Annotated in this window: 8 protein-coding genes and 1 pseudogene; 4 read left to right on the top strand and 5 right to left on the bottom strand. The window is 48.9% G+C overall.

Features of this window, described 5'->3' with window-relative positions:
* A pseudogene (locus O3661_RS09265) lies at positions 1 to 461 on the bottom strand (TonB-dependent receptor); the annotation flags it as partial.
* A 309-nt stretch (positions 462 to 770) separates the two neighbouring features.
* Here O3661_RS09265 and fumC point away from each other — a divergent pair.
* Entirely contained in the window at positions 771 to 2,159 is a 1,389-nt protein-coding gene (fumC, locus tag O3661_RS09270; protein ID WP_371493188.1) for a class II fumarate hydratase, read from the top strand.
* Between the two features lie 50 nt (positions 2,160 to 2,209).
* Here fumC and O3661_RS09275 read toward each other — a convergent pair whose 3' ends face one another.
* Both O3661_RS09275 and argH read right to left on the bottom strand, forming a co-directional pair.
* Positions 2,210 to 2,734: a hypothetical protein gene (locus tag O3661_RS09275; RefSeq protein WP_371493189.1), complete on the bottom strand. Its 525-nt coding sequence runs from the start codon at positions 2,732 to 2,734 to the stop codon at positions 2,210 to 2,212.
* 168 nt (positions 2,735 to 2,902) lie between these two features.
* Positions 2,903 to 4,282 carry an argininosuccinate lyase gene (gene argH / locus O3661_RS09280; protein WP_371493191.1) on the bottom strand — a complete coding sequence of 460 codons (1,380 nt, stop codon included), beginning with the start codon at positions 4,280 to 4,282 and terminating at the stop codon, positions 2,903 to 2,905.
* 94 nt (positions 4,283 to 4,376) lie between these two features.
* Between argH and O3661_RS09285 the strand changes: the two genes are divergently transcribed.
* On the top strand, positions 4,377 to 5,414 hold the full coding sequence (locus tag O3661_RS09285) for a sensor histidine kinase (RefSeq protein WP_371493193.1): 1,038 nt from the start codon (positions 4,377 to 4,379) through the stop codon (positions 5,412 to 5,414).
* A 200-nt stretch (positions 5,415 to 5,614) separates the two neighbouring features.
* On the top strand, positions 5,615 to 8,200 hold the full coding sequence (acnB, locus tag O3661_RS09290; protein ID WP_371493195.1) for a bifunctional aconitate hydratase 2/2-methylisocitrate dehydratase: 2,586 nt from the start codon (positions 5,615 to 5,617) through the stop codon (positions 8,198 to 8,200).
* 183 nt (positions 8,201 to 8,383) lie between these two features.
* Here the strand turns inward: acnB and O3661_RS09295 are convergent, their stop codons facing one another.
* On the bottom strand, positions 8,384 to 9,778 hold the full coding sequence (locus O3661_RS09295; RefSeq protein WP_371493223.1) for a DEAD/DEAH box helicase: 1,395 nt from the start codon (positions 9,776 to 9,778) through the stop codon (positions 8,384 to 8,386).
* A 428-nt stretch (positions 9,779 to 10,206) separates the two neighbouring features.
* On the opposite strand from O3661_RS09295, the gene O3661_RS09300 reads away from it, so the two are divergent.
* Entirely contained in the window at positions 10,207 to 10,572 is a 366-nt protein-coding gene (locus tag O3661_RS09300) for a hypothetical protein (protein ID WP_371493196.1), read from the top strand.
* Between the two features lie 207 nt (positions 10,573 to 10,779).
* Here O3661_RS09300 and clpX read toward each other — a convergent pair whose 3' ends face one another.
* The gene (gene clpX, locus O3661_RS09305; RefSeq protein WP_371493197.1) at positions 10,780 to 12,045 is read right to left on the bottom strand and encodes an ATP-dependent Clp protease ATP-binding subunit ClpX; all 1,266 of its coding nucleotides are present in this window, start codon (positions 12,043 to 12,045) and stop codon (positions 10,780 to 10,782) included.
* Between the last annotated feature and the right edge of the window lie 282 nt (positions 12,046 to 12,327).

The following is a 12,327-nucleotide window of genomic DNA, read 5'->3' on the forward strand; positions in this document are numbered from 1 at the left end:
TCGTGTAGGTAGGTGAGGCGGTATTCCTGGTTTTCAGACGGCACAAAACCGAATACCAAAGCTTGATTGAAACGGCTGTATTTCCAATCGGTCTGATTGCCGTCGCCGTCTTTGTAGCCATTGGCCTTGGTGTGATTGAGGTTGGCCACGCCGTACACTTTTGCCCCACGCGCTTGTGCGGTAATGGAGTTGTAAAAGCTTTTGCCGTAGAAGCCGCTGTTCGCTTTCAGCGGACGGAAGGCTTGGTCTATGTTTTCAGTAACAAAGTAGTGATCGTTGCGGTCGGAGCGGTCGAATTGGTTTTCGGGGAAATAGCCTTGTGCGGCGGTCGGTGCAATCGGTTTAGGAGGGGAGAAGGTTTTGACAGGCTGGATTTCGTCAGGGTCTGCCAAGGTTTCGGCAAAGCCGTTTGCAGCGGCAAAACTGCTCATTAACAAGCAAATCAAATGGTTTTGTTTCATGATCTATATCCTGATAATCATTTTTATTTATTATGCTCTTAGAGAGAAGCAAAGTAAAGAAACGATAAGGTATTTATTGTCGATAAACACTTAGCGTAGAACACAAATCGGCAAGGAGGAAAATTTTTAGAAGAGGGGAGCGGCGGCGCAGGTTGTATTTGCTCCGAAATCGGGTTTTATCTTCTATTAGTATTTCAGGTTAATAAAGCAAAAGGCTGTCTGAAAACCTCTCTCTTTTCAGACAGCCTTTTGCTGGGTATAATAAATTTACGAATCATTATTATTTCTGTTTAAATGTAGGAGAAACGCATGAGTACCCGTACCGAACACGACACCATGGGCAATGTCGAAGTCCCGTCCGAAGCCTATTGGGGCGCGCAGACCCAGCGCAGCCGTAACAATTTCAAAATCGGCGGTGAAACCCTGCCGCAGCCGTTGATTTACGCTTTGGCGCTGGTAAAAAAAGCCGCCGCCGCCACCAATGTTTCCCTTGGCAGGATTAAGCCTGAACAGGCGGATTTGATTACGCAGGCGGCGGATGACGTGTTAAACGGCAAGCTCGACGGGCAGTTCCCATTGGTAGTGTGGCAGACCGGTTCCGGCACGCAGTCCAATATGAACATGAACGAAGTGCTGGCAAACCGCGCCAACGAAATTGCCGGTACAGGTTTGGCGGCGTATCAGCCCGTCCATCCCAACGACCATGTGAACCACGCGCAATCGACCAACGACGCTTTCCCGACCGCCATCCACGTTGCCGCCGCGATTGAAATCAACCGCCACCTCATTCCCGCCGTCCGCGCCCTGCGCGACACGTTGGACAAAAAAGCCCAAGCCTTCGCCCCCATCGTCAAAATCGGCCGCACACATTTGCAAGACGCAACGCCGCTGACTTTGGGACAAGAGTTTTCCGGCTACGTTTCCCAGCTTGATCACGGTTTAGGCCGTCTGAACGATGCGCTTAAAGACTTGTATGAACTCGCTTTGGGCGGCACGGCGGTCGGCACGGGCTTGAACAGTCATCCCGAATACGCTGAAAAAGCCGCCGCTAAACTCGCTGAACTGTCTGGCCTGCCGTTTGTCAGCGCGCCGAACAAATTTGAAGCCTTGGGCGGACGCGATGCCGCCGTTGCCGCTTCGGGCGCATTGAAAACGCTGGCGGCAAGCCTGAACAAAATCGCCAACGACATCCGCTGGCTGGCAAGCGGCCCGCGTTGCGGTTTGGGCGAAATCAAAATCCCCGAAAACGAGCCGGGTTCGTCTATCATGCCGGGCAAAGTCAACCCGACCCAATGCGAAGCGATGACGATGGTGTGCTGCCAAGTGTTCGGCAACGACGTTACCATCGGCATGGCAGGTGCGTCGGGCAATTTCGAGCTGAACGTCTATATGCCCGTTATTGCCTACAATCTCTTGCAATCCATCCGCCTGTTGGGAGATGCGTGCAACAGCTTCAACGAAAACTGCGCCGTCGGCATCGAACCCATACCGGAAAAAATCGACTATTTCCTGCACCATTCCCTGATGTTGGTTACTGCGTTAAACCGTAAAATCGGCTATGAAAACGCCGCGAAAGTCGCCAAAACCGCCTACAAAAACGACAAATCGCTGCGCGAAACCGCCATCGAATTGGGCTTGTTGACGGGAGAAGAGTTTGATGAATTGGTAGTTCCTGCCGATATGGTTCATCCGCGTTAAGCTTTAATAATGAAACATGCCGTCTGAAAATGTGTTCAGACGGCATGTTTTTATGCTGAGGTTGTCTTTTCCTCAAATAGGGTAAAAATCATTGGCAGTAGATTGATGCCCATTAGAAATATTATTGAGCTCAAAAATGTACGCCAGGCGTAATGCCACGCTTCCGTTCTGTCTGCTTGGGGGAGGAGCGATGCAGAATAGCGGTTGTGTAGGATTTTTGCGGTGTCATTGTTTTCTAAATAGTCCAGCGAAAGTACCAATAATTTGCCCGTGTCTTTGTGTTGCAAGAATTTGGCATGTTCAACCCAGATGCCCGGCTTGGCTTGTTCGCATAAAGATTCAATGCCGACGCAAGAGGCCAAGCTGTTTTGGTTGTTTTGCAAAATCGACAGCTCGCTTTTTTCAGCCTGCATGGTGGCGGCGGAGGTTTGATGAAGGTATACGCTCATGCCGTTGCTCTCTATTGCTTGAAAATCATGGAGCTGGCTGAATCCGCCATTTTCCCAAGCGACGAATAAGGCATAGCATCCGCTGAATAGGCAGATCATAGCCAATTTTAAGACAATGTTTTTCATCCTCGCTCCTTTTGTTCGAATGGGGCGGCAAAGTCAGGAGGCGTGTTTTCTCGTTTGAAGGTAAGTTTAGGTTTTATCTGTTTTTATTGTGAGGTTGAGTGTAACACGGGCAATCAAAAGGCCGTCTGAAAATTTTCAGACGGCCTTTTATTATGTGTTTAGACGGGTTTAAGCCAACAATTCACGCCAGCGTTTGACTTGGAAACGGACTTGTTCAGGCGCGGTGCCGCCCAAGTGGTTGCGCGCGTTTAAGCTGCCTTCGGGTGTCAGCACAATGTACACATCGTCGGTAATCAAACCGCTGAAACCTTGCAGGACTTCAAGCGGCAATTCGCTCAAATCAACGCCAGCTTCATCGGCATGGCGTACGGCTTGGGCAACGACTTCATGACTGTCGCGGAAAGGCATGCCTTTTTTCACCAAGTAATCCGCCAAGTCGGTAGCTGTTGCAAAACCCTGCATTACGGCGGCGCGCATATTGTCGGGTTTGACGGTTACACCGCGCATCATGTCGGCGTAAATGCGCAGGGTGTCGATAAGCGTGTCGGCAGTGTCAAACAAAGGCTCTTTGTCTTCCTGATTGTCTTTGTTATATGCCAAAGGTTGCGATTTCATCAGGGTAACCAGGCCGATCAGGTGGCCAATCACGCGACCGGATTTACCGCGCACGAGTTCGGGTACGTCAGGATTTTTCTTTTGCGGCATGATGGAAGAGCCGGTGCAGAAACGGTCGGCAATATCGATAAAGCCGAAACGCGGGCTCATCCACAAAATCAATTCTTCGGAAAGACGGCTCAGGTGGACCATAATCAGAGAAGCGGCGGCCGTGAACTCAATGGCAAAATCGCGGTCAGATACGGCATCGAGCGAGTTTTGGCAGATTTGTTCAAAGCCCAGCAGCTCAGCGGTAATTTCGCGTTGAATCGGGTAGGTGGTACCGGCCAGTGCGGCGGCGCCGAGCGGCATACGGTTGACGCGTTTGCGGCAGTCGGCCATGCGCTCGAAATCGCGGCCGAGCATTTCTACGTAGGCGAGCATGTGATGCCCGAAGCTGACCGGCTGGGCAACTTGCAGATGAGTAAAGCCGGGCATGACGGTTTCGGCGTTTTGTTCCGCCAAATCAACCAAGGCCGTCTGAAGGTTTTGAATCAGGCTTTGAATAATGGTAATTTGATCACGCAGCCACAGGCGGATGTCGGTAGCGACTTGGTCGTTGCGGCTGCGGCCGGTGTGCAGGCGTTTGCCGGCATCGCCGATTTTGTCGGTGAGGCGGCGTTCGATGTTCATGTGGACATCTTCCAAATCCAGAGACCAGGAAATCGTTCCTTCTTTGATTTCTGTTATAATCTCGGCCATGCCCTGACGGATGGCGGAGAGGTCGTCTTCGCTCAAAACGCCCGACCGTGTCAGCATTTGCGCGTGTGCCAGCGAGCCTTGGATGTCCCATTCTGCCAGTCGTTTGTCAAAATCAATCGAGCCGGTATATTTTTTGACCAGCTCGGAAACAGGTTCGTTAAAACGGCCTGACCAGGTTTTGTCCTTGCTCATATCAGCATCCTTAAAATATAAATAAAAAAAACAGGGTCTACGTCTTCAATATAGCAGACCCGTCTATACATTATGAAAGAAAACGGTTGAAATCATGTCTATTATACGTCAAATAAACCAGAATTTCGCAGTGCCGGATTTGCGCAATTCCGCAACTTTGGTGCGCCTGCTCATTGTTTTGTTAATCAGTTTGTTTATCTTTCCGTTGATGACGGTATCGGGCGTGCCTTATCCGGAACAGATTTTCCAACATTTTTCATGGGCTTGCCCCGTCATCCTTTTAATTTTACTTAAAGTCTATTTCTTACAGGTATTTGCGCCGTCCCTGCTTCGCTCGCAGTACAGCGTTGTGGTTTCCTACGTCTCCAACCTGCTGATTTTCTTGTTTGTCGATTTAGTGATTTTGAAGACGGAAATTTGGCCGCTGATTCAACACTTCTTCTTGCTGACCTTTTTTTGTTTCAGTTTCATGTACATCGAAGCCGCCCGCCGCAACAGCCTTGCGCCCTCCATTTCCGAAGCCAGGCTGAGCGCGTTGACGGCGCGTATCCGTCCGCATTTCTTGTTTAACAGCTTGAATGCCGCCATCAGCTTAATCCGTCTGCGTCCGTATGATGCGGAAACTTTGCTGGAAAATCTGGCCAACTTGTTCCGTGCGCAACTGCGCGACGGTAGTCAAAACAGCACCTTAGGGCAGGAAATCGAGTGGGCGCAGGAATATATTGCCATCGAGCAAATCCGTATGGGACATATGCGCGTACAGGTTATGTGGCAACACCATGCGCCCGACGATGCGGAAACGCCGCATTTGTTGCTGCAACCGCTTTTGGAAAATGCCGTATTTCATGGTGTCGAATCTATCCACCGTCCAGGGATAATTACGGTATTAACAAAATTGGAAAAATCATCTATTTTTATCAGTATCGAAAATCCGTGCGGAACAGAACCCAACGAAAATACCAAGCCGCATAAAGGCAATTCTATGGCCTTGCGCAATTTGAAAGAGCGCCTGACTTTGATGTATGACACCGACGCGAAAATCAGAGATATCCAATCAGACGGCCTGTTCCGCGTTGAAATCATATTGCCATACCGTAAAAAATCAGCGGAAGTTTCCCGTCTGTTTGGCTAAAACGCCTAGAATAGGGTGGCTTTAGATAGATTGAACTATTAACACATTAAACAAAATAGTTTAAATTTATTACATTCAGCAACATAACTGTTCCCATTTTTTGAAAACTGGTCTATGATGGTCAAAAGGATTGTTCACAATCCTTAATTGCAAATCATTTGCAACTGCCCAGAAGAAAAAACAGAAAAAGGAACAAAGAGATGTTAGAAGCCTATCGTAAAGCCGCCGCCGAGCGCGCCGCCCTTGGTATTCCCGCCCTTCCTCTGACTGCTCAGCAGACTGTTGATTTGGTTGAGCTGCTGAAAAATCCACCTGCCGGTGAAGGTGAGTTCTTGGTTGAGCTGTTGGCTCACCGCGTACCACCCGGTGTGGACGATGCCGCCAAAGTTAAAGCCTCATTTTTGGCAGCCGTTGCCGAAGGCAGCGTATCCAGTCCGCTGATTTCCCCTGAGTATGCTACCGAGCTGTTGGGTACCATGCTTGGCGGTTACAACATTCATGCACTCATCGAACTCTTGGACAACGACAAACTTGCGCCTATCGCTGCAAATGGTCTGAAACACACTCTGTTGATGTTTGACTCTTTCCACGATGTTCAAGAAAAAGCCGAAAAAGGCAACAAATACGCGCAAGAAGTATTGCAATCTTGGGCAGATGCCGAATGGTTCACCTCACGCGCCAAAGTTCCAGAAAAAATCACTGTTACCGTCTTCAAAGTCGACGGTGAAACCAATACAGACGACCTCTCTCCAGCGCCCGACGCATGGAGCCGTCCTGATATCCCTCTTCACGCGCTGGCGATGTTGAAAAACCCGCGCGACGGCATCACGCCTGACAAACCGGGCGAAGTCGGTCCGATTAAATTGTTGGAAGAACTCAAAGCCAAAGGCCATCCGGTTGCTTACGTTGGCGACGTGGTCGGTACTGGTTCTTCACGTAAATCTGCTACCAACTCTGTAATTTGGCATACAGGTGAAGATATTCCGTTCGTACCGAATAAGCGTTTCGGCGGCGTATGCCTGGGTGGCAAAATTGCTCCTATTTTCTTCAATACTCAAGAAGACTCTGGTGCATTACCGATTGAAGTCGATGTATCTGCTCTGAAAATGGGCGATGTTGTCGATATCCTGCCTTATGAAGGCAAAATCTTGAAAAACGGCGAAACCGTTGCCGAGTTCAGCCTGAAATCTCAAGTATTGCTGGACGAAGTGCAAGCTGGTGGCCGTATCAACCTGATTATCGGCCGCGGTCTGACCGCCAAAGCGCGCGAAGCGTTGAAACTGCCTGCTTCTACCGAATTCCGTCTGCCTCAAGCGCCAGCTGAAAGCAAAGCCGGTTTCACCTTGGCTCAAAAAATGGTTGGTCGCGCCTGCGGTTTGCCGGAAGGCAAAGGCGTGCGTCCGGGTACTTACTGCGAACCACGCATGACTACTGTCGGTTCGCAAGATACTACCGGCCCGATGACTCGCGACGAATTGAAAGACTTGGCTTGCTTGGGCTTCTCAGCAGATATGGTGATGCAGTCTTTCTGTCACACCGCGGCTTATCCAAAACCTGTCGATGTGAGAACTCATAAAGAATTGCCTGCTTTCATCTCTACCCGTGGCGGTGTATCCCTGCGTCCGGGTGATGGCGTGATTCACTCATGGCTCAACCGTCTGCTGTTGCCTGACACGGTCGGTACCGGCGGCGATAGCCACACCCGTTTCCCTATCGGTATTTCTTTCCCTGCCGGCTCCGGCTTGGTTGCTTTCGCAGCAGCTACTGGTGTAATGCCGCTCGATATGCCTGAGTCCGTATTGGTACGCTTCAGCGGCAAACTGCAACCGGGTGTAACCCTGCGTGACTTGGTGAACGCCATTCCGTTGTACGCGATTAAACAAGGTTTGCTGACTGTTGCTAAAGCTGGTAAGAAAAACATCTTCTCCGGCCGCATCCTCGAAATCGAAGGCCTGCCTGATTTGAAAGTGGAACAAGCTTTTGAATTGACTGACGCATCTGCCGAACGCTCCGCCGCAGGCTGTACTGTGAAGCTCAACAAAGAGCCGATTATCGAGTACATGAAATCCAACATTGTGTTGATGAAAAACATGATTGCCAACGGCTATCAAGATTCGCGCACTTTGGAACGCCGTATCAAAGCCATGGAAGCATGGTTGGCAAATCCTGAATTGCTCGAAGCGGATAAAGATGCCGAATACGCTGCCGTGATTGAAATCAACATGGACGACATTAAAGAGCCGATTATTGCTTGCCCGAACGACCCAGACGACGTGTGCTTCATGTCTGAACGCTCCGGCACCAAAATCGACGAAGTGTTCATCGGTTCTTGTATGACCAACATCGGCCACTTCCGCGCCGCTTCCAAACTCTTGGAAGGTAAAACCGACATCCCGGTACGCCTGTGGATGGCTCCTCCAACCAAAATGGATGCGAAAGAGTTGTCTGACGAAGGTCACTACGGCGTACTCGGCCGTGCAGGTGCGCGTATGGAAATGCCGGGTTGCTCATTGTGTATGGGTAACCAAGCACAAGTACACGAAGGCGCGACTGTAATGTCCACTTCTACCCGTAATTTCCCGAACCGCTTGGGTAAAAACACCTTTGTTTACCTCGGCTCGGCTGAGTTGGCGGCAATCTGCTCCAAACTGGGTAAAATCCCGACTGTTGAAGAATACCAAGCCAATATCGGTATCATCAACGAGCAGGGCGACCAAATCTACCGCTACATGAACTTCAACGAAATCGATAGCTACAACGAAGTAGCCGAAACCGTGAATGTTTAATATAGCAAGGTAAACCGATTTTCAGACGGCCTTAAATAATAAAGGTCGTCTGAAACGGAAAAATAAAGGGCGTGTTCATCACGTCCTTTTTATTTTTAGTTTAATAAAAGGCCGTCTGAAAGATAAGTTTCAGACGGCCTTTGCTTAGGATAAATAATCAGAAAACCGATTAATCAGCGTTGTTTACTTTACGCCAAAACCAGGTTGGAGCAGGGCGCAAGGCTGACGCTCATGACGGCTGCGGCGTGTTCTGCCGGCAATTTTGCCGCAGACAATACCCGGATCGTTTTTCTCTTCTGCTTTTTTCGAGTTTTTGTCTGATTTATTCGCGTATTCGTTGCGTTTGTTTCTATCTTCGCGGCGAGAGCGGCTGTCGTTGTGCTGAACCGGTTGCGCTTCGGCTTCATCTTGATTGTCGTTGTCCCACCAATGCGGCTCAAAGCCTTCAATGCGTTCCACATTCAAATCGCTGCCGGTCAGCTCTTTAATGGCTTCAAACATTTTCTGTTCGGTTTTATCCATCAAGGAAATAGCAACGCCGTCGGCACCGGCCCGACCGGTACGTCCGATGCGGTGGACGTAGTCTTCGGATTGGGTCGGCAGCTCGTAGTTGATGACGAAAGGCAACTCGGCAATATCTAGGCCGCGTGCGGCAACGTCAGTGGCAACCAAAACGCGTAATGTGCCTTCTTTAAAGGCGTTGAGGGTTTCCAGTCGGCTTTGTTGGGATTTGTCGCCGTGGATGGATTGGGCGGCAATGTTGCGGCGGACGAGGTCGCGGGTAACTTGATCAACGCTTTGTTTGGTTTTGCAGAATACAATGACTTGATTCATATGCAAATCAACAATCAGACGTTCGAGCAGGTTGCGTTTTTTAAGTGCATCAACGGCAATGATGTGTTGCTCGACATTGGCGTTGGTGGTATTTTGCGCGGCCACCTCGACCATTTCAGGTGTGTGCATAAAATCTTGTGCAAGCTTGCGGATAGGCGGTGAGAAAGTGGCGGAAAAAAGCAGGGTTTGTCGCTGTTTGGGCAACATCTGCATGATTTTGCGGATATCGTCGATGAAACCCATATCAAGCATACGGTCGGCTTCATCGAGTACAACGATTTCAACTTTGTTTAAATTGATGTTTTTTTGTTTGACGTGGTCAAGCAGTCGGCCAACCGTAGCGACAACAATTTCGCAACCGGTGCGCAAGTCGGCAGTTTGTTTGTCCATATTGACGCCGCCGAAGAGGACAGTATGGCGCAAAGGAAGATTTTTAATATAGGCCTGCACGTTTTGATCGATTTGATCGGCCAGTTCGCGGGTCGGGGTCAATACCAACATGCGGACAGGGTGCATGGCAGGGGAGGTGCTGGATGTGGCGTAGCGTTTCAGGCGTTCGAGGCTGGGTAGCATAAAGGCGGCGGTTTTACCTGTGCCGGTTTGTGCTGCGGCCAAAAGGTCGTGTCCTGCCAAGGCTTTAGGAATCGCTGCGGCTTGGATAGGCGTCGGGTTTTCATAACCCTGATCGGTCAGGGCAGAGACCAATTCGCTGCCTAAACCGAGTGAAGAGAAAGGATTCATGATGGTGGCTTTCTGTTCAGACGGCCTTTTGAATGGTGAGGCCGTCTGAAAAATCTGATTCTGAAATGGATAAACCGCAGTATGATTTTGATTCTGCGGTTTGAAAAAAGGGGGTACGGAACTATCCGGTAAGTAGTCCATTATGCCATAAAAAGAGGGACTCCCCAAATGATGGTTGCAGCTAAAATCGTCTAAGTTTTGATATTTTTACAGTTCAAAAACAGAAAAAGTTACTGGCCTGCAAGGTTTTGAGTTTATTGAGAATTAAGCATTTGTCTTAACGTCAATAGGATTAATTTATCAAAAACTTACAGGATGAAATGAAACTAAATTGGAATTGGGTACTCAATATTGAGGTGCAGGGCTGTTTGACAGCCTGTATCTCCCGTTTAACGGTAAACCATAAAATTAAAATTTAGGAATATACAATTATGAAAACTTTATTGATCGCTCTTGCAACCGGTAGCCTGATGTTGGCAGCTTGTTCTTCTTCCAAACCTGCTGAAGAAGCGGCAGCGCCACGCGTCACTGTTGAAGAAGCAATGACCCAATGCCAACAGGCATCTGGTGAAAATGCTGACCGCGCTGTGTTTGATGCCTGCATGAAAGACAAAGGCTATCAACGTACCGCTGAATCAGCTGCTTCCGAGCCTGCTGCCTCTGAACCGGTAGCAGCGCCTGAGGCTGTTGCTCCTGAAGCTGCCGCATCCGAGCCTGCTGCTAAAGCTGCTCCTGCTAAAGCCGCTCCTGCTAAAGCCGCTCCTGCAAAAAAAGCTGCTAAAAAAGCAAAAAAATAAGCTTCATAAAATTCAAGGAAGTCACTCTCATTAATACTCCGGATGAAGACAGACTTAGAGCAACTTGAAAACAAAGGCCGTCTGAATATGTTTCAGACGGCCTTTGTTTTTTCATGTATAAGACCATTATTCAAAGATATGCTTTTGGTTTTATTAAAAAATAAAAAAAGACGTGTAACGGGTACACGTCTTTTTTAGGGAATGTCCTTATTGCTTATATTCGCTGCCGTCTTCACGGAAAAGTTTTGGCTGTTCGCCTTTTTCCACGACCTCTTTATTGATGACGACTTTTGTTACGCCTTTTAAATCTGGCAGGGCGTACATGGTGTCCAAGAGGCAACGTTCGACGATAGAGCGCAGGCCGCGCGCACCGGTTTTGCGTTCCATTGCCAGTTTGGCGATGCTGCGCAAAGCGTCTTCTTCAAACTCAAGGCCGACATCTTCCATTTCAAACAAGGTTTGATATTGTTTGACCAAGGCGTTTTTCGGTTCGGTCAAAATGTTGACCAAAGCATCTTCGTCCAATTCTGCCAGTGTGGCAATCACAGGCAAACGGCCGATAAGCTCGGGAATCAAGCCGAATTTAATCAAGTCTTCAGGCTCGACTGTTTCAAACAGGGCTGAAATATCGGCGTTTTCATCTTTGCTGTGTACCGCCGCACCAAAGCCGATACCGCCTTTTTCAGTACGTTGGCGGATGACTTTTTCCAAGTCGGCAAATGCGCCGCCGCAGATAAAGAGGATGTTGGTGGTATCAACGTTGATGAATTCTTGGTTCGGATGTTTGCGACCGCCTTGAGGGGGAACGCTGGCTACCGTGCCTTCAATCAGTTTCAGCAAGGCTTGTTGCACACCTTCGCCGGATACGTCGCGCGTGATGGACGGATTGTCACTTTTTCGTGAAATTTTATCGATTTCATCGATATAAACGATGCCGCGCTGGGCTTTTTCAACGTCAAAATCACATTTGCCTAAAAGTTTGGTGATGATTTGTTCGACGTCTTCACCGACATAACCGGCTTCGGTCAAGGTTGTGGCATCTGCCATGACAAAAGGTACATCCAGTTTGCGCGCCAAAGATTGCGCCAACAGGGTTTTACCTGAGCCGGTAGGGCCGATGAGCAGGATGTTGGACTTGGACAATTCAACTTTGCCCTCCGCTTTCGGGTGGCGCAGGCGTTTGTAGTGGTTGTAAACCGATACTGCCAACGCTTTTTTTGCGTGTTCCTGACCGATAACGTGGTCGTTGAGGTTGGCAACGATTTCGGCTGGGGTAGGCAGTTTTTTCTCGGCGTTTTCTTCTTTCGCTTTGGCAAGCTCGTTTTCAATTTCGCCGGATTCGTTGTCTTGCAGCATCATGCCGCAAGTTTCTACACATTCGTTGCAGATGAAGGCGTGTTCGCCTTCGATCAGATTTTTAACGTCGTTTTCGGACTTCCCGCAGAATGAACAGGTGCGTTTTTCTTCAGACATAATAATTTCTTCGTATGGTTGTATGGAGGCTGTGTTGTAAAGGGGGAACAGATATTTCGGGCGTATTGCCGGATTGAGGGAATGCCTCTGACAAAGGAGCCTAAGTATAATGACTATCTTGTGTTTTTTCAAATCAGAGCAGGCATTGCGCCGTATCGTCTAAGAAACAGATGAGGGCGCTGGATTTGAATATCTCGCAAACAAACGCAAAGTTTTCTCAACTCGCTTTACAATTAGCGAAAAATTTAACAGAATGTTGAATTAAATGTATTTTTTTGAATT

Source organism: Neisseria sp. 20925_1_37, from assembly GCF_041433255.1.
GTDB lineage: Bacteria > Pseudomonadota > Gammaproteobacteria > Burkholderiales > Neisseriaceae > Neisseria > Neisseria flavescens_D.

Coding starts and splice junctions, on each gene's coding strand:
- fumC (WP_371493188.1), top strand. CDS start 771: ATGAGTACCCGTACCGAACACGACACCATGGGCAATGTCGAAGTCCCG.
- O3661_RS09275 (WP_371493189.1), bottom strand. CDS start 2,734: ATGAAAAACATTGTCTTAAAATTGGCTATGATCTGCCTATTCAGCGGA.
- argH (WP_371493191.1), bottom strand. CDS start 4,282: ATGAGCAAGGACAAAACCTGGTCAGGCCGTTTTAACGAACCTGTTTCC.
- O3661_RS09285 (WP_371493193.1), top strand. CDS start 4,377: ATGTCTATTATACGTCAAATAAACCAGAATTTCGCAGTGCCGGATTTG.
- acnB (WP_371493195.1), top strand. CDS start 5,615: ATGTTAGAAGCCTATCGTAAAGCCGCCGCCGAGCGCGCCGCCCTTGGT.
- O3661_RS09300 (WP_371493196.1), top strand. CDS start 10,207: ATGAAAACTTTATTGATCGCTCTTGCAACCGGTAGCCTGATGTTGGCA.
- clpX (WP_371493197.1), bottom strand. CDS start 12,045: ATGTCTGAAGAAAAACGCACCTGTTCATTCTGCGGGAAGTCCGAAAAC.